Genomic DNA, 21,666 nt, shown 5'->3' on the forward strand with positions numbered 1-21,666 from the left:
CCTTCTGTCAAGCCCCGACGCGCGGGTGGGAACGCTTCGGCGCCTGCGTCGTTGGCTGAAAGGAGGCGGGGGAACGGACACGAAGGAGGACGCCATGCCCCGTGGCGACAAGTCGGCTTACACCGACAAGCAGAAGCGCAAGGCCGAGCATATCGAGGAAGGCTACGAGGAGCGCGGCGTATCGCCGGAGGAGGCCGAGCGCCGGGCCTGGGCGACGGTGAACAAGGATGATGGCGGCGGCAAGAAATCCGGTTCCGGCCGCGGCAAGCCTACCGGCCATCCGGCGGCGCATCGTGGTGGCGAGATCGGCGGTCGCGCCGCGGTCGAGCGGCCCAAGGCCGACCGTTCCGCCGCCGCACGCAAGGCCGCCGCCACCCGCAAGCGCAACGCCGAACACCGCGCCGGCTGATCTGGCGCATCCCTTTCAATCCCCGATCAGGAGAACACTCATGAAGGTAAGCGATGTGATGACCCGCGAGGTGCAGGTGGTCGCGCCGGACGAAACGCTGGAGCAGGCAGCGCGCGCCATGGCGCTGCTCGACGCCGGCATATTGCCGGTGGGGGACGACAACCGGCTGGTCGGCATGATCAGCGACCGCGATATCGCCGTGCGCGGCGTCGCTTTCGGCAAGGGGCCGACGACGCTGGTGCGCGAGGTGATGAGCGGCGAGGTGAAATATTGCTTCGAGGATCAGGATCTCGCCGAGATCGGTCGCAACATGGGCGAGCAACAGGTGCGTCGCCTGCCGGTGGTGAACCGCGAGAAGCGGCTGGTCGGCATATTGTCGCTGGGCGACATCGCGGTCGCCGGCCGCGAGGTGATCGCCGGCGATGCGCTGGGAGATATTTCCCGGCCCGGCGGCGCGCATACCCAGTCACTATAGGCCGCCGAAGGGTTGCCGCCGGCCCAGTGGGGTTGAGGTTCAGCGGGCGCGGATGCGTTCGGAATAGTCCGGCGCATTCCCGGCAGCCTGTCCGCGCGGGGTGATCACCGCCCGGCGCTCGGTCTCGGCGAGCGGCGCGTCGGTGGCGATCAGCTTCTGGTCGTAGAGATAGCCCGGCAGATAGCCGGACAGCAGGATGCGCCAGTCGAAGCGCACGCCGGGCGCGATCAGCCGGGCGAGGCGGAACAGCACCGTGGTGCAGTTGGTGGTGACGGTCTGGTAGAAGCGCGGCTGGCGCGCCAGCTCGTTGCCGAGTTCGGCGAAGGACAGGAACAGCGCCCGGCGCTGCTCTCGCGTCAGCTCGAGCGGGAACAGCGAGACGGTCTCGCGCCGCGCATTGGTGCGCAGGCGGATGATGTCGCGCTCGTCGGCGGCGATCAGCACCAGCTCGAATTGCTTGAAGAAGCCGCCGATCTCGGAGAATTCCTCGCCCCGCTCGCGGCGGATCTCGGCGGAGAACACCACGCGCTGCCCGTCGGCGAAGGAGAAGCCGATCAGCGTGTGGGCGATCGCCGGGTTGCTCCAGACCGAGGAGAACAGGTCGACGCCGGTGATCTGGTCGAGCCGGTAGCGACGCTCCTCCCAGCGCTCGCTTGCCTCGCTCTCCGAACTCCAGTCGAAATTGCGGACATTGTGCAGCGTGATCTCGTCGCCGTTGAGAGTGGCGGTGACGCCGTGCGCGACATCCGGCGCCCAGTCGCGCTGGTTCGACGGCAGGATGGTCGACCACCAGAGGGCAACCACGCCGATCGTCGCCAGCGCGATCAGCCAGCCGAGCCGCTGCCGACCCCGCGCCGCGACAGCCAGGGCCGCCACCGCCGCGGCGGCCAGCGCGGCAAGCGCAACGGCCCGCACGCCGCCGGCGGTCTGGAACCACACGGCCAGCCCGGCGACAGGCGTCGCGAGGACAAGCGTCAGCACCAGCAGGACGAGCAGGGCTCGCCGCGCGGCGCACCGGAGGCAGGACGGCACGGGCACCTCACAACTATCGCTGCCGACTGTGCACGGCGCCGGACGGCTTGTCGCGGGGGGAGCCGGTTTTCGTCCACGCCTATTGGGCGCTTCGTCGCCGGCGTCGAAGGATGGAGAGCCGGCCGGTGTGCCCTATAATGGTGGGGGCGGTGTCGCACCGCGCGTTGCAAGGGGCTGTTCCATGCCGATGATCCTCACCATCGCCCGCCGCCGGCTGTTGATGCCGTTGGCCCTCCTCGCGCTCGCGGTCGGCCTTGCCGGCTGCGGGGTGAACAACATCCCGACCAATGAGGAGAAGGCCAAGGCGGCCTGGAGCGACGTGCTCAACCAGTATCAGCGGCGCGCCGAGCTGATCCCGAACCTCGTCGAGACGGTGAAGGGTTATGCGCAGCAGGAAAAGGACGTGCTCACCCAGGTGACGGAGGCGCGCGCCAACGCCACCTCGATCAAGGTGGATGCCTCCACCGTCACCGACCCCGAGACGTTCAAGAAGTTCCAGGACGCCCAGGCCCAGCTTTCCGGCGCGCTCGGGCGGCTGATCGCGGTGTCGGAGGCTTATCCCGACCTCAAGTCGAACCAGAATTTCCTCGCCTTGCAGGCGCAGATCGAGGGCACGGAGAACCGTATCGCCGTGGCACGGCGCGACTATATCGAGGCGGTCCGGGTCTACAACACCGAGCTGAGGACCTTCCCCGGCGTGCTCTGGGCCTCGACGCTCTACCGCGCCAGCAAGCCGATGGAGACGTTCACCATCTCCGAGGAGCAGATGAAGGTGCCGCAGGTGAAGTTCAACTGACGGCGGACAACCGGAGCCGACCGTCATGCTGCGCCGCGTCGCCTTTCTCCTCGTCCTCGCCATCGCGCTGACCGCTGCCGCGGCGGCGCGGGCCGAGCTCAGCTTTCCGCCGCTCACCGGCCGGGTGGTCGATGCGGCCGGCATCCTGTCGCCGCAGATGCGCGCGGCGCTGGAGGACAGGCTTGCCGCGCAGGAGGCGACGACCACCGACCAGTTCGTGGTGGCGACGGTGCCCTCGCTGCAAGGCACCTCGGTGGAGGATTACGCCAACCAGCTGTTCCGGGCCTGGAAGCTCGGCCAGGCCGACAAGGACAATGGCGTGCTGCTGCTGGTGGCGCCCGGCGAGCGTCGGGTGCGCATCGAGGTCGGCTATGGCCTCGAGGGCGTGCTGCCGGACGCGGTGGCCTCCACCATCATCCAGACCGCGATCGTGCCGGCCTTCCGCGCCGGCGACTTTGCCGCCGGCATCGAGAAGGGCGCGGATGCGGTGATCGAGATCCTCAACCTCGATCCCGCCGAGGCCGAGGCGCGGGCGCGGCAGGCGGCGCAGCCGGCGATGACGGCGGACGACTGGGTGCCGCTGATCATCTTCGCGGTGATGATCGGCTTCTGGATCTTCGTGGTCTATCGGCAGATGCGCGGCGGCTATCTCGGGCGGCGGAGCGGCGGCGCGGCGCTGCCGGGCGGGATTTCCGGCTGGGAATGGTCGCGCGGCCGCTCGCGCGGCGGCTTCTCCGGCGGCGGCGGGTCGGGCGGGCGTGGCGGCGGCGGGTTTTCCGGCGGCGGCGGTTCGTCCGGCGGCGGCGGCGCTTCGGGGAGCTGGTGATGGATACGGGATCGTCTCAAGGCCCTCTCACCGCCGAGGAACATGCGGCGCTTGCCGCGGCGGTGCGCCGTGCCGAGGCCGGCACCAGCGGCGAAATCCGGCTGCTGATGGTGACGGACCCGCTGGTGCGCCATCCCTTCTATGCGCTGATGTGGGCGGCGCTGGTGGCGCTGATATTGCCCTGGCCGCTGGCGTTCCTCACCACGCTCGACGTGCCGGAGCTGCTCGCGGCGCAGGCCGCGGCCTTCGCGCTTTTCGGTGCTCTCCTGCTCGCCACCCCGCTGGGGCGCCTGCTGGTGCCGCGGGCGGCGGCGGAGGAGGCGGCGCGCGCCGCCGCGCTCGATCATTTCCTCGCGCTCGGCATGCACGGCACGCGCGGGCGCACCGGCGTGCTGATCCTGGTGGCGCCGGCCGAGCGCATCGTCGAGGTGGTCGCCGACCAGGCGATCCATTCCCGCGTCGGCACGCAGGCCTGGCAGGGTGTGTGCGCCGCCGTGCTGCAGGGCGCGCGCGAGGGGCGTCTCGCCGACGGTCTGGCGGCCGGCGTCGAGGCCGCCGGGCAGATCCTCAGGGCGCATCTGCCGGCGGCCGACGACAACTCCAACGAATTGCCGGATCGCGTGCTGGTCATTTGAGCCTGCCCTTCCGGTGGGCACGACGCGTCGCAGCATGTCGGAAGCGTGTCCAATATAAGGCGAATGACCGTAGCAACGGTGCTCTTCTATTGCATTGCACCTAATCGAAAGTTGGAATCTTTCGTTTTTACCCGAGTTGCGCGCGATTTAGGTTTCATATAGCGTCAATACGAACATAATAACGAAATCGTCCCTAAGGTCAGGGCGGTTCTCCGGGAGGCTTTGAGTGACGACGCGTGCGCTCGATTCCATCTATGACCTCGCCGTCATCGGCGGCGGCGTGAATGGCTGCGGCATTGCCCGCGACGCCGCCGGGCGCGGGGCTTCGGTCGTGCTGTTCGAGCAGGGCGACTTTGCCGGGGCGACGTCCTCCGCTTCGACCAAGCTGATCCATGGCGGCCTGCGCTATCTCGAGCATTACGAGTTCCGGCTGGTGCGCGAGGCGCTGATGGAGCGCGAGGTGCTGTGGGCGATGGCGCCGCACATCATCCGCCCGCTGCGCTTCGTGCTGCCGCACCATGACGGGCTGCGGCCGGCCTGGCTGCTGCGCCTCGGCCTGTTCCTCTACGATCATCTCGGCGGTCGCCGGCTGCTGCCGGCCACCAGGACGCTCGACCTCACCCGCGACGAGGCCGGCAAGCCGCTGCGGGCCGGCTACACGCGCGGCTTCGAATATTCCGACTGCTGGGTCGAGGATTCGCGCCTCGTGGTGCTGAACGCGCTCGACGCCGCCGAGCGCGGCGCCGATATCCGTCCCCGCTGCCGGGTGGTCTCCGCCGAACAGGCGGCCGACCACTGGCGCATCGAGGTGCAAGAGGGCGGCGAAGAGGGCGGCGCCCGTGAGACCATCCGCGCCCGCGTGCTGGTCAATGCCGCCGGCCCCTGGGTGCATCAGGTACTGGCGCAGGTGGTGCGGGTGAACTCGCCGGCCAATGTCCGGCTGGTGCAGGGCAGCCACATCGTGGTGCGCAAGCTGTACGACCACGACCGCGCCTACATCTTCCAGAACGCCGACGGCCGCATCATCTTCGCCATCCCCTATGAGCGCGACTTCACGCTGATCGGCACCACCGACCGCGATTACAAGGGCGCGCCGCACGAGGTGAAGGCCAGCGACGAGGAGATCGCCTATCTCTGCGCGGCGGCGAGCGAATACTTCAAGGCGCCGGTGACGCCGGACCAGGTGGTGTGGACCTATTCCGGGGTGCGCCCGCTCTATGACGACGGTGCCTCCAAGGCGCAGGAAGCCACCCGCGACTATGTGCTGGAGCTGGAGAATGGCGACGGCAAGCCGCCGCTGCTCTCGGTCTTCGGCGGCAAGATAACCACCTATCGCCGGCTCGCCGAGCACGCCATCGAGAAGCTCGGCCCGCATCTCGCCGCCCTCGCCAAGCCGTCCTGGACCCGCGGCGCGCCGCTGCCGGGCGGCGATTTCGCCGTGAAGGACCAGCCGCGCGTCGTCGCCCAGATCCGGCGGGCGCATCCGTGGATCGACGAGGCGCTGGCCGGCCGGCTGGTGCGGGCCTATGGCACGAGGGCGCTGCGGCTGCTCGACGGGATGCGCAGCTGCGCCGATCTCGGCCGGGTGTTCGGTGCCGACCTCACCGAGGCGGAGGTGCGTTATCTGATGCGCGAGGAATGGGCGCGTTCGGCCGCCGACGTGCTGTGGCGCCGCTCCAAGCTCGGCCTGCGGCTGAGCGCGGACGAGGCGGCGGCGCTCGACGCCTTCATGATCGACGAACAGCGGCCGGCGGCCCGGAGGGCGGCGCAATGACGCTGGAATTGCAGAACGTCCGTCGCGAGGTGAAGGGCGCGGTCCATATAAGCGACGTCTCGCTGATGCTGGAGCGCGGCAGCCTCAATGTGCTGCTGGGGGCGACGCTGGCCGGCAAGACCAGCCTGATGCGGCTGATGGCCGGCCTCGACGCGCCGAGCTCCGGCCGGGTCATCTCCAATGGCCAGGACGTCACCGGCCTCTCGGTGAAGAAGCGCTCGGTGGCGATGGTCTACCAGCAATTCATCAATTACCCGGCGCTGACCGTCTATGAGAACATCGCCTCGCCCTTGCGGGTACAGGGACTGCCCAGGGCGGAGATCGAGGCACGGGTCGTCGAGGCGGCGAAGCTGCTGAAGCTGGAGCCCTATCTCCAGCGCCTGCCGCTGGCGCTGTCCGGCGGCCAGCAGCAGCGCACCGCCATCGCCCGCGCCCTGGTGAAGCGCGCCGACCTGGTGCTGCTCGACGAGCCGCTGGCCAATCTCGATTACAAGCTGCGCGAGGAACTGCGCGAGGAACTGCCGCGCATCTTCGCCTCCACCGGCGCGGTGTTCGTCTACGCGACGACCGAGCCGACCGAGGCGCTGCTGCTCGGCGGCAATACCGCGACGCTGATGCAGGGCGCGGTGACCCAGTTCGGCCCCACCGCCGAGGTGTATCGCCGCCCGGCCGACCTCGCCACCGCCCGGGTGTTCTCCGATCCGCCGCTCAACACGCTGCGCGTCACCAAGTCCGGCGCCACGGTGCGGCTGGAGAACGGCACCACCGTCGCCGCCATCGGCGCCTTCGCCGGGGTGGCGGACGGCGCCTATATCATCGGCGTGCGGGCGCATCATCTGGCGGTCGAGGACCGCACCTTCGGCGACGCGTCGCGCGGGGAGAGCGGCCTCATCCGCCTCGCCGCCGCCATCGCCGTGACCGAGGTGACCGGCTCGGAGAGCTTCCTGCACATGGATGTCATCGGCGAGGCCGGGGGCAAGGAGCGCCTGACCGCGCTGGTGCCGGGGGTGCGGCGGCTGGAGCCGGAAGCCGAAGTCGAGGTGGTGATCGACCCCCGTCACATTCTCCTGTTCGACGCGAGCGGCCGCAGCACCGGCACCGCGCTCGACGCGGCGGCCTGAGGGAGCGCGACAATGGCCAGCATCACCCTCGATCACCTCGCCCACGCCTACCGGCCCGATCCGCGCGACCCGCAGGACTACGCGCTGAAGGAGATCAACCACGTCTGGCGGCAGGGCGGCGCCTATGCGCTGCTCGGCCCCTCCGGCTGCGGCAAGACCACGCTTCTGAACATCATCTCCGGCCTGGTCACGCCCACCCAGGGGCGCATCCTGTTCGACGGCAAGGACGTGACCAACCTGCCGACCGAGGCGCGCAACATCGCCCAGGTGTTCCAGTTCCCGGTGGTCTACGACACCATGACGGTGCGCGAGAACCTCGCCTTCCCGCTGAAGAACCGGCATCTGCCGCGCGAGGCCATCGCGAAAAGGGTGGAGGAGATCGCCTCCCGGCTCGACATGACGCGGGTGCTCGACCGCAAGGCCTCGAACCTCACCGCCGATGCCAAGCAGAAGATCTCGCTCGGGCGCGGACTGGTGCGCTCCGACGTCGCCGCCATCCTGTTCGACGAGCCGCTGACCGTCATCGACCCGCATCTGAAATGGCAGTTGCGCTCGACGCTGAAGGAACTGCACCGCGCGCTCGACCTCACCATGATCTATGTGACCCACGACCAGACCGAGGCGCTGACCTTCGCCGACACGGTGGTGGTGATGCATGACGGCGCGGTGGTGCAGACCGGCACGCCGGAAGAGCTGTTCGAGCGGCCGGCGCACACCTTCGTCGGCCATTTCATCGGCTCGCCGGGCATGAACGTGCTTCCGGTGCGGGTGGACGGCGCCACCGCCCATATCGGCGACGTGGCGGTACGGCTCGCCCGCGCCTATCCGGCGCTGCCGGCCGGCGAGAAGATCGAACTCGGCGTGCGGCCGGAATTCGCCACGCTGGCCCGCGCCGGCACCGGCCTGCCGGTACGCGTCAAGCGCATCGACGATATCGGCCGCGCCCGCATCGCCCGCGTCGAGATCGCTGGCCATGCTGCCGCCGCCATGGTGCCGGACGGGCTGGCGCTCGACGGCGATCGCGCCGGGCTGGCTCTCGAAACGCGGCAGATCCACATCTATGCCGGCGGCGTGCTGGTGCCGGGTGAAGGAGGGGTGGGATGACGTTTCGTTTCTCTCTCTTGCTTGCCTTCACCTCTCCCCGAGGGGGAGAGGTCGGATGGCTATGCCATCCGGGTGAGGGGGGCTCACGGCTGACAGCGCTCGCTGAACCTCGCCACCGCCTTCCCCCTCACCCCACCCCTCTCCCCACCGGGGAGAGGGAGATCGCCGCGAGGGCCTGAACCATGGACAAGCCCGTCAACAACCGCGCCTGGTGGCTGGTCGCGCCGGTGTTCGCGATCGTCGCCTTCTCGGCGATCATCCCGATCATGACGGTGGTGAACTATTCGGTTCAGGACACCTTCGGCAACAACCAGTTCTTCTGGAACGGCCTCGGCTGGTTCCAGGAACTGCTCGATCCCTCGACCGAGCTCGGCGGCCGCTTCTTCGACGCGCTGTGGCGCAACCTCCTGTTCTCGGGCATCATCCTGGCCATCCAGGTGCCGCTCGGCATCCTGGTCGCGCTCTCCATGCCGCGCGACGGCTGGCGGGTCGCCGCCACGCTGGTGCTGATGGCGCTGCCGCTGCTGATCCCGTGGAACGTGGTCGGCACCATCTGGCAGGTGTTCGCCCGTGCCGATATCGGCCTGCTCGGCTATGGGCTGAACGCGCTCGGCATCCCCTACAACTACACCGGCGACACGCTGTCGGCGTGGATCACCATCGTGGTGATGGATGTCTGGCACTGGACCAGCCTGGTGGCGCTGCTGTGCTATGCCGGGCTGAAGTCGATCCCCGATGCCTATTATCAGGCGGCGCGCATCGACGGCGCCTCGCGCTGGGCGGTGTTCACCACCATCCAGCTGCCGAAGATGAAGCGGGTGCTGCTGATCGCGGTGCTGCTGCGCTTCATGGACAGTTTCATGATCTACACCGAGCCGTTCGTGCTGACCGGCGGCGGGCCCGGCAACGCCACCACCTTCCTGTCCATCGACCTGGTGAAGCTGGCGCTCGGCCAGTTCGACCTCGGCAAGGCGGCGGCGATGAGCCTCGTCTACAACCTCATCGTGCTCGCGCTGTGCTGGGTCTTCTACACGGTGATGACCCATTCCGGCAGCGAGCGGCCCGAGCAGGGGAGCGCGGCATGAGCCCGAACACGCGCGGCGGCGCCTTCATCATGGCGCTGTACCTGATCTTCCTGATGCTGCCGATCTACTGGCTCGTCAATATGAGCCTGAAGACCAATTTCGAGATCAACACCACGGTCTCGCTGTGGCCGCAGGCAATCACCTTCGAGCACTACATCAAGATCTTCACCGATTCGAGCTGGTATTCCGGCTACATCAACTCGCTGACCTATGTGGTGCTCAACACCATCATCTCGATCAGCCTGGCCTTGCCGGCGGCCTACGCCTTCTCGCGCTATAGCTTCGTCGGCGACAAGCACCTGTTCTTCTGGCTCTTGTCCAACCGCATGGCGCCGCCGGCGGTGTTCGCGCTGCCGTTCTTCAATCTCTATTCCGCCATCGGCCTGTTCGATACGCCATGGGCGGTGGCGCTGGCGCACTGCCTGTTCAACGTGCCGCTGGCGGTGTGGATCCTCGAAGGCTTCATGTCCGGCGTGCCGCGCGAGATCGACGAGACCGCGGCGATCGACGGCTATTCCTTCCCGCGCTTCTTCGTGAAGATCTTCATGCCGCTGATCGCCAGCGGCATCGGCGTGGCGGCGTTCTTCTGCTTCATGTTCTCCTGGGTCGAACTGCTGCTCGCCCGCACGCTGACCGCCACCAACGCCAAGCCGATCGCGGTGACGATGACCCGCACCGTCTCGGCGGCCGGCATGGACTGGGGCCTGCTCGCCGCCGCCGGCGTGCTGACCATCATTCCCGGCGCCCTGGTGATCTGGTTCGTGCGCAACTACATCGCCAAGGGCTTCGCCCTCGGGCGGGTGTGAGGAGGGGACGATGGACGATTTCAACGCCCGCCTCTCCGAGAATTTGGCCTGGATGGCCTGGACCTGGCAGACCGGGCTGTTCTTCGCCTGCATCGCCAGTCTGCTGATCGTGTTCACCCTGCTGGCCCTGTGGCGACCGGAGCGGGCACGGGTCGGCATCCTGCGCATCCCGACCACGCGCGGCGACCGGCTGTTCATCACGCTGCTCGGCAGCGCCTTCATCAATCTCGCCTGGCTCGGCCTGGTGGGACCAAATCTCGGCTGGGCGCTCGCGCTCAGCCTTGTCTACGCACTGGCGGTGTTCCGCCTCGTGTGAATGCGCCCGAAGCGGCGGCAGGCCGTACGGGCTCTGGGAGTGAAACGGGAGGAAAGACCCATGTTGCAGTCATCGAGCCGAAAGCGGCTTCTGCTTGCCGCCAGCGCCGTGGCGCTGATCGCCCTCGCCGCGCCGGTGCGCGCCGACGAGGCCGCCGCCAAGAAGTGGATCGACAGCGAGTTCCAGCCTTCGACGCTCTCGAAGGAGGACCAGCTGAAGGAGATGCAGTGGTTCATCAATGCGGCGAAGCCCTTCGCCGGCATGGAGATCAACGTCGTCTCCGAGACCATCACCACCCATGAATACGAGGCGAAGACCCTCGCCAAGGCCTTCTCGGAAATCACCGGGATCAAGCTCACCCACGACCTCATCCAGGAGGGCGACGTGGTGGAGAAGATCCAGACGCAGATGCAGTCCGGCAAGAACATCTACGATGCGTGGGTGAACGATTCGGACCTCATCGGCACGCATTTCCGCTACAAGCAGGCGGTGCCGCTGACCGACTGGATGGCCGGCGAGGGCAAGGACGTCACCTCGCCGACGCTCGACCTGCCGGACTTCATCGGCCTCTCCTTCACCACCGCGCCGGACAAGAAGCTCTACCAGCTCCCCGACCAGCAGTTCGCCAATCTCTACTGGTTCCGCTACGACTGGTTCACCAACGCGGACTACAAGGCCAAGTTCAAGGCCAAGTACGGCTACGATCTCGGCGTGCCCGTGAACTGGTCGGCCTATGAGGACATTGCCGAGTTCTTCTCCAACGACATCGGCACCATCAACGGCACCAAGGTCTATGGCAACATGGACTACGGCAAGAAGGATCCCTCGCTCGGCTGGCGCTTCACCGATGCCTGGCTGTCCATGGCCGGCAATGGCGATCGCGGCCTGCCGAACGGCCTGCCGGTCGACGAATGGGGCATCCGCATGGAAGGCTGCCGCCCGGTCGGCTCCTCGGTCGAGCGCGGTGGCGACACCAACGGCCCGGCGGCGGTCTATTCGATCGTCAAATATATCGAGTGGCTGAAGAAGTACACGCCGCCGCAGGCGCTCGGCATGACCTTCTCCGAGGCCGGCCCGGTGCCGGCGCAGGGCAATATCGCCCAGCAGATGTTCTGGTACACCGCCTTCACCGCCGACATGGTGAAGCCCGGCCTGCCGGTGATGAACGAAGACGGCACGCCGAAATGGCGCATGGCTCCCTCGCCGAAGGGCGCCTACTGGAAGGACGGCATGAAGCTCGGCTACCAGGACGTGGGTTCCTGGACGCTGCTGAAGTCCACCCCGGTGGAGCGCCGCAAGGCGGCCTGGCTCTACGCCCAGTTCGTCACCTCCAAGACGGTGTCGCTGAAGAAGAGCCATGTCGGCCTCACCTTCATCCGTGAGAGCGACATCTGGTCGCCGTCGATGACCGAGCGGGCGCCCAAGCTCGGCGGCCTCGTCGAGTTCTACCGTTCGCCGGCCCGCGTGCAGTGGTCCCCGACCGGCTCGAACGTGCCGGACTATCCCAAGCTGGCGCAGCTGTGGTGGCAGAACATCGGCGACGCCTCGTCCGGTGCCAAGACGCCGCAGGCGGCGATGGATTCGCTGGCGGCGGCGCAGGACTCGGTGATGGAGCGCCTGGAGCGTTCCGGCGTGCAGGGCGAGTGCGGGCCGAAGCTCAATGCCAAGCAGCCGATGGAATATTGGGTCGAGCAGGCCAAGAAGAACGGCACGCTGGCGCCGCAGCCCAAGCTGGCCAATGAGAAGCCGAAGGGCGAGACCATCGACTACGACATGCTGATCAAGAGCTGGCCGGCGACCCCGCCGAAGAAGTCGACCAACTGATCGACAGGACGGCCGGGTCAACCGGCCGTCGCCAAAGCGGATAGGAACCACCCCGACACCCGGGCGGACGCCGGCTACGGCGCCCGTCCGGCCTGCCTTTTCCCCCTATATGGATCGATACGGCTCCCCGGGCGCGTGGCCGATGTCCCACCGGCTGCGCGGATGATCTCGACCGGAGCCGGCTTTCAGGGCATTCGGGCCATCGTTCGCGACGTGGATTGCGCATGACCAGCTACATTCTCGCCATCGACCAGGGCACCACCTCCTCGCGCGCCATCCTGTTCCGCCCCGATACCGGCATCGCGGCGCAGGCGCAGCGGGAATTCCCGCAGCACTTCCCCGCCTCCGGCTGGGTCGAGCACGAGGCGCATGATCTGTGGGACACCACGCTGGCCACCTGCCGCGCCGCCATGGAGCAGGCCGGCGCCAGGGCGGCCGACATCGCCGCCATCGGCATCACCAACCAGCGCGAGACCACGGTGGTGTGGGACCGCAAGACCGGCGCCGCGATCTACCGCGCCATCGTCTGGCAGGACCGCCGCACCGCCGGGTTCTGCGCCCGGCTGAAGGCCGAAGGCCATGAGCCGATGGTGAGCGCCCGCACCGGGCTCATTCTCGATCCCTATTTCTCCGGCACCAAGATCGGCTGGATCCTCGACAACGTGCCCGGCGCGCGGGCGCGGGCGGAGCGCGGCGACCTCGCCTTCGGCACGGTGGATTCGTGGCTGCTCTGGCACCTCACCGGCGGCACGGTGCATGCCACCGATGCCACCAACGCCGCGCGCACCCTGCTGTTCAACATCCACACCGGCGAATGGGACGACGAACTGCTGGCGCTGCTGCGCGTGCCGCGCTCCATGCTGCCGGAGGTGAAGGATAGCTCCGCCGATTTCGGCACGGCGCGGCCGGAACTTCTCGGCGGGTCGATCCGCATCTGCGGCATCGCCGGCGACCAGCAGGCGGCGACCGTCGGCCAGGCCTGCTTCCAGCCGGGCATGATCAAATCGACCTATGGCACCGGCTGCTTCGCGCTGCTCAACACCGGCACGACGGCGGTGACGTCGAAGAACAAGCTGCTGACCACCATCGCCTACCAGCTGGACGGCAAGCGCACCTATGCGCTGGAAGGCTCGATCTTCGTCGCCGGCGCGGCGGTGCAGTGGCTGCGCGACGGGCTCGGCATCATCAAGGCCTCGGCCGAAAGCGAGGCGCTGGCCGAGGCGGCCGATCCGGCCCAGCATGTCTATCTGGTGCCGGCCTTTGTCGGGCTCGGCGCGCCGCACTGGAATCCGGATGTGCGCGGGGCGCTGTTCGGCCTCACCCGCGGCACCGGCCGCGAGGAGATCGCCCTCGCGGCGCTGGAGAGCGTCTGCTACCAGACCGCCGACCTGCTCGACGCCATGCGCGCCGACTGGGCGCAGGCCGGCGGCAACGGCGCCAAGACCGTGCTGCGCGTCGATGGCGGCATGGTGGCCTCGAACTTCGCCATGCAGCGGCTGTCGGACCTGCTGGCCGCGCCGGTCGATCGCCCGGTGGTGCGGGAGACGACGGCGCTCGGCGCCGCCTATCTCGCCGGCCTGCACGCCGGCGTGCTGCCGAAGCCGCAGCGCTTCGCCGACCGCTGGCGGCTGGACCGGCGCTTCACCCCGACCATGGAGCCGGCCTTGCGCGAGACCAAGCTCGCCGGCTGGCGCGACGTGGTGCGGCGGCTGACCATGCCCTGAGGGGCGCGGGCGCGGGGCTCTTTCTATCCCTCTCCCATTGGGGGGAGGTGGCCCGCGAAGCGGGTCGGTGAGGGTGACAACATTGGGAGGTGTTGAAGACCCCTCACCCCACCCCCCTCCCCGACGGGGAGAGGGAGGCTCTATCTGTTGGGTCCGCCGCGGGAAGGGAAAGAGGGGAAACACGCCGATCCCCTTGCTTGCGCGACACCGATCTCATGGCTCGACGGGATGCTTCGGTTCGCTTCCCGCCGGGGGCATGCCCCGTCGTCCCGCAACGCCATGTCCCGCACCTGCGACGCCATAGGTGGAGCGCCGATCCGGGGCCCAGGGGGCCTTCAATACCCCCTTTGCCCGGCATCGCTCCACGCCAAATAGTGTGCCGTAGCTCCTATTTCCCGCCGACCTGCCCGGCTTCCCAGCCGAGTATGGCGCGCTTGCGGGTGAGGCCCCAGTGATAGCCGGTGAGATCGCCGCTCTTGCCGAGCACGCGATGGCAGGGCACCACGAAGGACATCGGGTTCTTCCCCACCGCCGCACCGATGGCCCGCGCGGCCTTCGGCCGGTCGATATGGCCGGCGATGGCGGAATAGGTAGTGGCGCGGCCCATCGGGATGCGCATCAGCGTCTCCCACACCCGCACCTCGAAATCGGTGCCGATGAACACGATGCGCAGCGGATCGTCCGGCCGCCAGCATTCCTGGTCGAAGATGCGCGCGGCATAGGGCGCGGTGGCCAGCGGATCCTCGACATAGATGGCGTTGGGCCAGCGCCGGCGCATGTCGGCCAGCGCCTCGTCCTCGCCGCCCTCGTCGGCGAAGGCGAGGCCGCACAGGCCGCGCGGCGTCGCCATGGCGAGCGCCCGGCCGAAGGGCGAGGGATGGAAGCCCCAGCGGATGATCAGCCCGGCGGCGCCGGTCTTCCACTCGCCGGGCGAGAGCGATTCATGCACCACGAACAGGTCGTGCAGCCGGCCGGGGCCGGAGAAGCCGAGCTCATAGGCGGCTTCCAGCACATTGTGGGATTCGGACAGGACCTGCCGGGCGGCGTCCAGCGTCACCGCCTGCAGGAAGGCCTTGGGGCTGAGGCCGCACCAGCGGCGGAACAGATCGGTAAGGGCGCGCGGCGCGACGCCGGCGGCACGGGCGATCTCCTCGACTTCCGGCTGGTCGCGGAAGCGGCGGTTGACGAACTCGACGGCGCGACGGACGGTCTCGTAGTCGTTCGCGGCGATTTCGAGCGGACGGGCATTCTCCAGAGTTGGCGCGAGCACGGCAGTGTCCTCCTGTTCTGCCCATCTGGACACACGCGCCGCAACGGGGCCACCCGATTTCGACGCGGCCTCGCTCACGGCTGCGACCGCACCACGCCGCGCTTGGCCTGCGCCAGCGCGCGGTCGAGCCCCTGCGCCAGTTCCTCGCGCTGCTGCGTGTGCAGAAAGCCGCCCACCACCACCGGCGCGCCGCGCGAGGTGAGGCTGAGGCGCTGCAGGCCGTAATCCTCGTGGAACTCCTTGTCGAGCCGGGTCCAGAGCGGGTTCATCCGCGCCTCGTCGGCGGTGCCGCGCGGATCGATCTTGCGCACCTCGATCAGGCTCGGCGTCACCGTGATCTCCTCGCGGGCGCGGGCGGAGCGGAAGCTCATGCGGAAGGCGATGTAGATGGCGAGCACATCGAGGCCGAACACCCCGAACACCGGCCAGGCGCCCATCATCAGGAAGGCGGTGCCGCAGACGAGGCTCACCGCGGCGACGATCAGCATCACGATGCGGAAGCCGCGCTGGTCGAGCGAGCGGTGCGGCGCGAGGCGGACCCGGAAGAGGGTCGGCTCTTCGCCCGCCGCCTCGGCTCCGGCGAAGGAGCCGGCGGCCCGGCCGTTGGCAAAGCTGTCTGTAAAGCCCTTGGCAGCGCTCATGGCCGGGCATTATAGCTCGCAAATGGTTCGAGACGACAACAAATCCCCGCCCCGGAAATCCCCGCGCAAGCTCGCTGCGAAGGCGGTGGCGAAACCCGCCTCGGCATCGGCCTCACCTGCCGCCGCCGGGCGAAAGCGTGCGGTGCCAGTACCTGAGGCGGCGTCGGCTCCCGAAGCCGTAAAGCGCCGCCGGGCGGTGGCCAATGCCGCCGCCGCGCTCGCCGGGCGCGATATCGCTCCCTGGACACCGGCGGAGGTCGCGCAAGCGTTTTCCCGCTTCGAGGCCGCCGATCCGGAGCCGAAGGGCGAGCTGGATTACGTCGATCCCTTCACCTTGCTGGTGGCGGTGGTGCTGTCGGCGCAGGCGACCGATGTCGGGGTGAACAAGGCGACGCGCACCCTGTTCGCCGCCGCGCCGACGCCGCAGGCGATGGTTGCGCTCGGCGAGGAGGGCGTCGCCGGCCATATCCGCACCCTTGGCCTCTATCGCGGCAAGGCCAAGAACGTGGTGGCGCTGTCGCGCCGGCTGGTGGAGGAGTTCGGCGGCGCGGTGCCGGCGGATCGCGCCGTGCTGGAGACGCTGCCGGGCGTCGGCCGCAAGACCGCCAATGTGGTGCTCAACATCGCCTTCGGGATGCCGACCATCGCCGTCGACACCCATCTGTTCCGCGTCGCCAACCGCACCGGGCTGTCGGCCGGCAAGAATCCGCTCGAGGTCGAGCTCGGGCTGGAGCGGGCGATCCCGGACCGCTTCAAGCTGCACGCGCATCACTGGCTGATCCTGCACGGACGCTATGTGTGCAAGGCGCGGGTGCCGGAATGCTGGCGCTGCCTGATCGCCGATCTGTGCCGCTGGCCGTCCAAAACGCCTGCCCCTACGCCGTCCCCCGTCGCGTGAGCCGCTTGTGCAGCCGCACCATGAAGATGGTGGCGAAGACCGGGGTGGCGAGGTTGAGGATCGGGATCGACACCATGACGGCGATGATCAAGCCGCCGAGGAAAATGCTGATGCCGTAGCGGCGCCGCAGCTCGGCCGCCTCCGCTTCGCCGCGGAAGCGCATGGCGGCGAGCTGGAAATATTCGCGGCCGAGCAGATAGCCGTTGGCGATGTAGAACACCACGAGGTTGACGCCGGGCACCAGCAGCAGCGCCAGCGCGATCAGGTTCACCACCAGCATCACGCCGAAGAATTTCAGCGTCATCGCCAGCGAGCGGACGAAGGGCAGCGCCTGCCCGGGCGGATCGGCCGGGAAATCCTCCGCCTCCACCCGCTCGGCGACTTCGTCGAGGAACAGGCCGGCGACCAGCGAGGTCACCGGCGGCACCAGGAAGACGGCGCCGATGAGGATGCCGACCGCGGCCAGTATGTCGAGCGTCAGCTCGGCCCAGCCCCATTGCAGCGTCACGAAATAGGTCATCGCCCAATGCGCGCCGATGCCGAGCACGGCGAGCAGGCCGAGGGCGATGAGCACGGAGCGGATGAGCACCCGGCGATAGGCCGGGGAGAAGGTGCGCCCGAAGGCGGCGACGGCGTCCTGGAGCATGGCGTCTCGCAAGTGAAGGTAGGCTGTACCTAATGACGGCGAGCGCCGGTTCAAAGGGGTAGCGCGGCTTCCGTAGCGTCCGCCGGCCGATTTTTCGCTTGCCGAATCGCGTTTCGCGAGTCGGGTCGCGATTCGTTCCCCTCGAACAAATCATGATTCCGTCCGGCGCCGGCTGGCACGTTCCGGCGCGTTCCGGCGGGGCGCGGCTCGTGCTAGCGTGACGGCCGTTGCCGGAGTCTTCGCCGCATGACCCGATTCCCTCGCCCTTCGCGCCGTGCGTTTCTCGCCGGCCTTTCCGCTGCGGCGCTGGCGGCTCCGGCGCTGGCGCAGAGCGTCGGCACCGGCGTCGATGTCGCGATCGTCGGCGCCGGAGCGGCGGGGATCGCGGCGGCGCGCAAGCTCGCGGCCGCCGGGCGCAGCTATGTGCTGCTGGAAGCCGCCGCGCGCGTCGGCGGGCGGGCGCGCACCGACGCCGCTCTCGGGCCGGCGGTCGATCTCGGGGCCGTGGCGTTCTCGCGCATGGACGGCACCCTGGCCGATGCCGCCGAGGAGGCCGGATTGCCGCTTGTCGCGGTTCCGGCGTCGGCCCGGCTGTTCGTCGACGGCCGCGAGGCGCCGGAGGGCGATTACGACGCCTTCGCCCTCGCCCTCGGCCGGGTGCGGCGCGATCTGCTCGCCGCCGCCGATGCCGGCAAGGACGGGCCGGCGGCGTCGCTGGTCACCACGCGCGGCCCATGGACGGCGAGCGTCGAGGCGGTGCTCGGGCCGATCGGCTGCGGGCAGGCGCTGGCGGCGGTGTCGACGCTCGATCTTGCCCGCCGCCGGCCGCCGCCGGACGATGTGACCTGCACGCTCGGTGTCGGCACCATGCTGGAGCGGCTGGCGGCCTGGACCAATCTGCGCGCCGAAGCGCCGGTGACGCAGATCACCAATGCCGGGCGGTTCTACGCGCTGTCCCTGCGGGGGGAGCGCAGCGTGATCCGGGCGCGCACGGTCATTCTCGCCGTGCCGGCGGCGGTGCTGGCCTCCGGCGCCATCCGCTTCAACCCGGTGCTACCCGCCCGCCTCGCGCTGGCCCTGCGCGGCTGCCCGTCCGGGGCGATCGAGCAGGTGGCTTTCCTGTTGCCGGGCAACCCGCTGCGGCTCGCCGACAATGAGACGGTGCTGGCCCAGCTCGGCAGCGGCCCGCCGGCACTGCTGCGCGCACGCATCGGCGGCAGCGACGTGCACAGCCTGCGCTTCGGCGCGGCGGCGGCGCGGGCCTTCTCCGGCAAGGGAGAGGGGGGCGCGGGTGAAGCAGCGGCGCGGGAGGTGGCGCAGGCCTTCATGCGCAGCGCCTTCAGCATTGGCGAGCTCGGCAAGGCGGTGGTCTCGAACTGGAGCGCCGATCCGCTGATCCGCGGCGCCATGGCGGTGGCGGCCCCGGGGCAGGGCGCGCAGCGTAGCCTGTTCGCCACGCCGCTGGGCCGCATCGTCTTCGCCGGCGAGTACACCACGCCGACCGGCTGGGGCACGCTCACCGGCGCCTGGAACTCCGGCGAGATCGCCGCCGAGCGCGCCATACGCCTCACCGGCGGCCCGTCATAGACCGGAAGTCCCCTCTCCCCGCACCGAACGCGGCTGTTGCCGAGGTCGGCATTCGGCATGACCACCATCGGATACATCCGATGGTGGCGGAGAGGGCTGGGGTGAGGGGGCTTCTTGGCTGCCCAATGTCGTCCCCCCTCACCGACCCGCTTCGCGGACCGCCTCTCCGTCGAAACCGGATGTTTCCGGTTTCGACCTTGCCGGAACCGAACCCGGCAACAGCCGGGTTCGGGCGGGGAGAGGATAAGAAAGGCGACAATCTCGCAGACGACCTCGCCGGCGGCTTCGGTCAGCCCCGCAGCGTCGCGCCGGTCTTCTTCGTCACATCGGCGACGATCTTGCCGGCAACCGCCTCGATCTCGGCGTCGGTCAGCGTCTTCTCGCGCGGCTGCAGGGTGACCGACAGCGCCACCGACTTCTTGTCGGCGTCGATGCCGGGCCCTTCATAGACGTCGAACACGTTGACCGCGGTGATCAGCTTGCGATCGACCCCAGCCACCGCCTTGACGATGTCTCCGGCGTTCACGCCCCGCGCGACCACGAAGGCGAAGTCGCGCTCCACCGGCTGGAAGGACGAGAGGTCGAGGGACGGCTTGACCCGCGTCGCCTTGGCCTTCGGCTCGGGGATCTTGTCGAGCACGATCTCGAAGCCGACCAGCGGCCCTTCGACGTCGAGGGCTTCCAGCAGCGCCGGATGCAGCTCGCCGAAATGCCCGATGACATTGGCACCGAGGCGGAAGCTGCCGGAGCGGCCGGGATGGAACCATGAAGGCGCATCCGTGCTGATCTGCAGATTGGCCACCGGCGCGCCGCAGGCGGCGAGCACGGCGAGCGCGTCCGCCTTGGCGTCGAAGGCATCGACCGGCGCCGTCTTGCCCGACCAGTGACGGCCGGCACCTGAAGGCTTGGCGAAGGCGCGGCGGATGCCGGTGGCGCAGATGAACTGGTCCTGCGGCCGGTCGCCCTTGAACACCTGCCCGACCTCGAACAGCGCCGCATCGCCGGTCCCGCGGTCGGCATTGGCCTGGCCTGAGCGGATGAGCCCGGGCAGCAGGCTCGGGCGCATGTCGGAGAGGTCGGCGGCGATCGGATTGGCGAGCGCCAGCTCGGGCTGGCCGCCGCCGAACAGTTCGGCTGAGGCCTTCGGCACGAAGGACCAGGTGACGGCCTCGACCAGCCCGCGGGCGGCGAGGGCGCGCTTGGCCTTGCGGGTGCGCAGTTGCAGCGTGGTGAGCACCGGCTGGCGGGCGGTCTCGTCACGCGGGAAGGGGGTCGCCGGCACCCGGTCGAGACCGATGATTCGCACCACTTCCTCGACGAGATCGGCCTTGCCCTCGATATCGCCGCGCCAGGAGGGCGGGATCACCCCGACCGTGCCGCTGGTGCCCGACACCTTGAAGCCGAGCCGCGTGAGCACGCCGACCTGCTCGGCATCATCGGCAACGAGGCCGGCCAGCTTCTCGGTGAGCGTCAGCGGGAAGGCGATTGTCCGCGTGGTGTCCGGGATGGCGCCGGCCAGCGCCACCTCGGACGGCTCGCCGCCGCAGAACTCCAGGATCAGCCTGGTCGCGAGCTCTAACCCCGGTACGGTGAAGGCCGGATCGACCCCGCGCTCGAAGCGGAAGCGGGCGTCGGAATTAATGCCGAGCTTGCGGCCGGTCTGGGCGATGTTGATCGGCTCCCACAGCGCCGATTCGACCAGCACGTCGACGGTCGCCTCGTCACAGCCGGATTCCTCGCCGCCCATGATGCCGGCGAGCGACTCCACCGCCTTGTCGTCGGCGATCACGCACATGGTCTCGTCGAGCGCGTAGGTCTTGCCGTCGAGCGCCAGTAGCGTCTCGCCGGCCCGCGCGCGGCGGACGACCAGATCGCCATGCACCTTGCCGGCGTCGAAGACGTGGAGCGGCCGGTTCTGGTCGAAGGTGAGGAGGTTGGTCACATCGACCAGCGCATTGATCGGGCGCAGGCCGATGGCGCGCAGCTTCGCCTGTACCCAGTCGGGCGACGGGCCGTTCTTCACCCCGCGAATGAGCCGCAGCGCGAAGGCCGGGCAGGGCGCGTCGTCAGCGATGGTCACGGTGACCGGGCAGGGGAAGCTGCCGGCGACCGGCACGATCGCGTCGTCGACCAGCGTGCCGATGCCGGCGGCGGCGAGGTCGCGTGCGAGGCCGTGAATGCCGAGGCCGTCGGCGCGGTTCGGCGTCACCGCGATCTCGATCACCGGGTCGCCGGCGCCGATCCAGTCGACATAGGTGGCGCCGACCGGGGCGTCGTCCGGCAGGTCGATGATGCCGTCATGGTCCTCGGAGAGCTGGAGCTCGGCGGCCGAGCACAGCATGCCGCGGCTCTCGACGCCGCGAATCGAGCCGATGCCAAGGGTGATGTCCTTGCCGGGGATATAGGTGCCGGGCGGCGAGAACACGCTCTTCATGCCGGTGCGGGCATTGGGGGCGCCGCACACCACCTGCACCGGCTCGCCCTGCCCGGTATCGACCATGCAGACGCGCAGCTTGTCGGCGTTGGGGTGCTTTTCGGCGGAGATCACATAGGCGATGGAGAAGCCCTTGAGCTTTGCCGCCTTGTCCTCGACGCCCTCGACCTCGAAGCCGATGCGGTTGAGCGCGCCGGTGACGTCGTCGAGCGTGTAGGTGCCGGAGAGATGCTCGCGCAGCCAGGAGAGGGTGAATTTCATGG

General features: G+C 69.0%; 20 protein-coding genes. 15 read left to right on the forward strand and 5 right to left on the reverse strand.

The window, feature by feature from the left end; translation table 11 throughout:
- The first annotated feature begins 94 nt into the window (after positions 1-94).
- Both KHC24_RS24655 and KHC24_RS24660 read left to right on the forward strand, forming a co-directional pair.
- Positions 95-409, forward strand: a complete 315-nt coding sequence (locus KHC24_RS24655; protein WP_213367042.1) for a plasmid stabilization protein — start codon at positions 95-97, stop codon at positions 407-409.
- Between the two features lie 40 nt (positions 410-449).
- A complete protein-coding gene (locus KHC24_RS24660; protein WP_213367044.1) occupies positions 450-884 on the forward strand; it encodes a CBS domain-containing protein in 435 nt (144 codons plus the stop codon).
- A gap of 39 nt (positions 885-923) precedes the next feature.
- Here the strand turns inward: KHC24_RS24660 and KHC24_RS24665 are convergent, their stop codons facing one another.
- The gene (locus tag KHC24_RS24665; protein WP_271180540.1) at positions 924-1,916 is read right to left on the reverse strand and encodes an Lnb N-terminal periplasmic domain-containing protein; all 993 of its coding nucleotides are present in this window, start codon (positions 1,914-1,916) and stop codon (positions 924-926) included.
- Positions 1,917-2,103: 187 nt separating this feature from the next.
- Between KHC24_RS24665 and KHC24_RS24670 the strand changes: the two genes are divergently transcribed.
- The 11 genes from KHC24_RS24670 to glpK all read left to right on the forward strand — a co-directional run bounded on the left by KHC24_RS24670 (position 2,104) and on the right by glpK (position 13,927).
- The gene (locus KHC24_RS24670; protein ID WP_213367129.1) at positions 2,104-2,712 is read left to right on the forward strand and encodes a LemA family protein; all 609 of its coding nucleotides are present in this window, start codon (positions 2,104-2,106) and stop codon (positions 2,710-2,712) included.
- Between the two features lie 25 nt (positions 2,713-2,737).
- On the forward strand, positions 2,738-3,538 hold the full coding sequence (locus KHC24_RS24675; RefSeq protein ID WP_213367048.1) for a TPM domain-containing protein: 801 nt from the start codon (positions 2,738-2,740) through the stop codon (positions 3,536-3,538).
- On the forward strand, positions 3,538-4,173 hold the full coding sequence (locus tag KHC24_RS24680; protein ID WP_213367050.1) for a TPM domain-containing protein: 636 nt from the start codon (positions 3,538-3,540) through the stop codon (positions 4,171-4,173). Before KHC24_RS24675 ends, KHC24_RS24680 begins: the two co-directional genes overlap by 1 nt.
- A gap of 226 nt (positions 4,174-4,399) precedes the next feature.
- Positions 4,400-5,947 carry a glycerol-3-phosphate dehydrogenase gene (glpD, locus tag KHC24_RS24685; RefSeq protein ID WP_213367052.1) on the forward strand — a complete coding sequence of 516 codons (1,548 nt, stop codon included), beginning with the start codon at positions 4,400-4,402 and terminating at the stop codon, positions 5,945-5,947.
- Positions 5,944-7,068 carry an ABC transporter ATP-binding protein gene (locus tag KHC24_RS24690; RefSeq protein WP_213367055.1) on the forward strand — a complete coding sequence of 375 codons (1,125 nt, stop codon included), beginning with the start codon at positions 5,944-5,946 and terminating at the stop codon, positions 7,066-7,068. The genes glpD and KHC24_RS24690 overlap by 4 nt, the downstream gene beginning before the upstream one ends.
- A gap of 12 nt (positions 7,069-7,080) precedes the next feature.
- Complete coding sequence (locus KHC24_RS24695) at positions 7,081-8,172, forward strand: ABC transporter ATP-binding protein (protein ID WP_213367057.1); 1,092 nt, start codon at positions 7,081-7,083, stop codon at positions 8,170-8,172.
- A gap of 182 nt (positions 8,173-8,354) precedes the next feature.
- Complete coding sequence (locus KHC24_RS24700; protein WP_213367059.1) at positions 8,355-9,257, forward strand: carbohydrate ABC transporter permease; 903 nt, start codon at positions 8,355-8,357, stop codon at positions 9,255-9,257.
- Positions 9,254-10,063 carry a carbohydrate ABC transporter permease gene (locus KHC24_RS24705; protein ID WP_213367061.1) on the forward strand — a complete coding sequence of 270 codons (810 nt, stop codon included), beginning with the start codon at positions 9,254-9,256 and terminating at the stop codon, positions 10,061-10,063. The genes KHC24_RS24700 and KHC24_RS24705 overlap by 4 nt, the downstream gene beginning before the upstream one ends.
- Positions 10,064-10,073: 10 nt before the next feature.
- A complete protein-coding gene (locus tag KHC24_RS24710; RefSeq protein ID WP_213367063.1) occupies positions 10,074-10,379 on the forward strand; it encodes a DUF2160 domain-containing protein in 306 nt (101 codons plus the stop codon).
- 60 nt (positions 10,380-10,439) lie between these two features.
- Positions 10,440-12,203 (forward strand): ABC transporter substrate-binding protein, encoded by a 1,764-nt coding sequence (locus tag KHC24_RS24715; protein WP_213367064.1) that lies wholly within the window; start codon positions 10,440-10,442, stop codon positions 12,201-12,203.
- A gap of 224 nt (positions 12,204-12,427) precedes the next feature.
- Complete coding sequence (gene glpK / locus KHC24_RS24720; protein WP_213367066.1) at positions 12,428-13,927, forward strand: glycerol kinase GlpK; 1,500 nt, start codon at positions 12,428-12,430, stop codon at positions 13,925-13,927.
- Between the two features lie 388 nt (positions 13,928-14,315).
- On the opposite strand, the gene KHC24_RS24725 is transcribed toward glpK, so the two are convergent.
- Both KHC24_RS24725 and KHC24_RS24730 read right to left on the reverse strand, forming a co-directional pair.
- Entirely contained in the window at positions 14,316-15,197 is an 882-nt protein-coding gene (locus tag KHC24_RS24725) for a methylated-DNA--[protein]-cysteine S-methyltransferase (protein WP_213367068.1), read from the reverse strand.
- A gap of 74 nt (positions 15,198-15,271) precedes the next feature.
- Entirely contained in the window at positions 15,272-15,838 is a 567-nt protein-coding gene (locus KHC24_RS24730; RefSeq protein WP_213367070.1) for a DUF2244 domain-containing protein, read from the reverse strand.
- Between the two features lie 142 nt (positions 15,839-15,980).
- Between KHC24_RS24730 and nth the strand changes: the two genes are divergently transcribed.
- Complete coding sequence (gene nth / locus KHC24_RS24735; protein ID WP_309299326.1) at positions 15,981-16,736, forward strand: endonuclease III; 756 nt, start codon at positions 15,981-15,983, stop codon at positions 16,734-16,736.
- On the opposite strand, the gene KHC24_RS24740 is transcribed toward nth, so the two are convergent.
- Positions 16,714-17,382 carry a sulfate transporter family protein gene (locus tag KHC24_RS24740; protein WP_213367074.1) on the reverse strand — a complete coding sequence of 223 codons (669 nt, stop codon included), beginning with the start codon at positions 17,380-17,382 and terminating at the stop codon, positions 16,714-16,716. The two genes, nth and KHC24_RS24740, sit on opposite strands and share 23 nt — an antisense overlap.
- Before the next feature lie 246 nt (positions 17,383-17,628).
- On the opposite strand from KHC24_RS24740, the gene KHC24_RS24745 reads away from it, so the two are divergent.
- Complete coding sequence (locus tag KHC24_RS24745) at positions 17,629-18,969, forward strand: flavin monoamine oxidase family protein (protein WP_213367076.1); 1,341 nt, start codon at positions 17,629-17,631, stop codon at positions 18,967-18,969.
- Positions 18,970-19,258: 289 nt separating this feature from the next.
- Here the strand turns inward: KHC24_RS24745 and pheT are convergent, their stop codons facing one another.
- Positions 19,259-21,664, reverse strand: coding sequence for a phenylalanine--tRNA ligase subunit beta (gene pheT, locus KHC24_RS24750; protein WP_213367078.1), 2,406 nt, complete (start codon positions 21,662-21,664; stop codon positions 19,259-19,261).
- Positions 21,665-21,666 lie beyond the last annotated feature (2 nt).

The sequence above is a fragment of the Ancylobacter defluvii genome (assembly GCF_018390605.1).
GTDB classification, from domain to species: Bacteria; Pseudomonadota; Alphaproteobacteria; order Rhizobiales; family Xanthobacteraceae; genus Ancylobacter; species Ancylobacter defluvii.

What these genes read in the sequence shown, in the direction of transcription:
- KHC24_RS24695 (WP_213367057.1), top strand. Translation starts at nt 7,081, where the DNA reads ATGGCCAGCATCACCCTCGATCACCTCGCCCACGCCTACCGGCCCGAT.
- KHC24_RS24715 (WP_213367064.1), top strand. Translation starts at nt 10,440, where the DNA reads ATGTTGCAGTCATCGAGCCGAAAGCGGCTTCTGCTTGCCGCCAGCGCC.
- KHC24_RS24740 (WP_213367074.1), bottom strand. Translation starts at nt 17,382, where the DNA reads ATGCTCCAGGACGCCGTCGCCGCCTTCGGGCGCACCTTCTCCCCGGCC.
- KHC24_RS24660 (WP_213367044.1), top strand. Translation starts at nt 450, where the DNA reads ATGAAGGTAAGCGATGTGATGACCCGCGAGGTGCAGGTGGTCGCGCCG.
- KHC24_RS24690 (WP_213367055.1), top strand. Translation starts at nt 5,944, where the DNA reads ATGACGCTGGAATTGCAGAACGTCCGTCGCGAGGTGAAGGGCGCGGTC.
- KHC24_RS24675 (WP_213367048.1), top strand. Translation starts at nt 2,738, where the DNA reads ATGCTGCGCCGCGTCGCCTTTCTCCTCGTCCTCGCCATCGCGCTGACC.
- pheT (WP_213367078.1), bottom strand. Translation starts at nt 21,664, where the DNA reads ATGAAATTCACCCTCTCCTGGCTGCGCGAGCATCTCTCCGGCACCTAC.
- KHC24_RS24655 (WP_213367042.1), top strand. Translation starts at nt 95, where the DNA reads ATGCCCCGTGGCGACAAGTCGGCTTACACCGACAAGCAGAAGCGCAAG.
- glpK (WP_213367066.1), top strand. Translation starts at nt 12,428, where the DNA reads ATGACCAGCTACATTCTCGCCATCGACCAGGGCACCACCTCCTCGCGC.
- KHC24_RS24700 (WP_213367059.1), top strand. Translation starts at nt 8,355, where the DNA reads ATGGACAAGCCCGTCAACAACCGCGCCTGGTGGCTGGTCGCGCCGGTG.
- KHC24_RS24745 (WP_213367076.1), top strand. Translation starts at nt 17,629, where the DNA reads ATGACCCGATTCCCTCGCCCTTCGCGCCGTGCGTTTCTCGCCGGCCTT.
- KHC24_RS24705 (WP_213367061.1), top strand. Translation starts at nt 9,254, where the DNA reads ATGAGCCCGAACACGCGCGGCGGCGCCTTCATCATGGCGCTGTACCTG.
- KHC24_RS24680 (WP_213367050.1), top strand. Translation starts at nt 3,538, where the DNA reads ATGGATACGGGATCGTCTCAAGGCCCTCTCACCGCCGAGGAACATGCG.
- KHC24_RS24730 (WP_213367070.1), bottom strand. Translation starts at nt 15,838, where the DNA reads ATGAGCGCTGCCAAGGGCTTTACAGACAGCTTTGCCAACGGCCGGGCC.
- KHC24_RS24670 (WP_213367129.1), top strand. Translation starts at nt 2,104, where the DNA reads ATGATCCTCACCATCGCCCGCCGCCGGCTGTTGATGCCGTTGGCCCTC.
- KHC24_RS24710 (WP_213367063.1), top strand. Translation starts at nt 10,074, where the DNA reads ATGGACGATTTCAACGCCCGCCTCTCCGAGAATTTGGCCTGGATGGCC.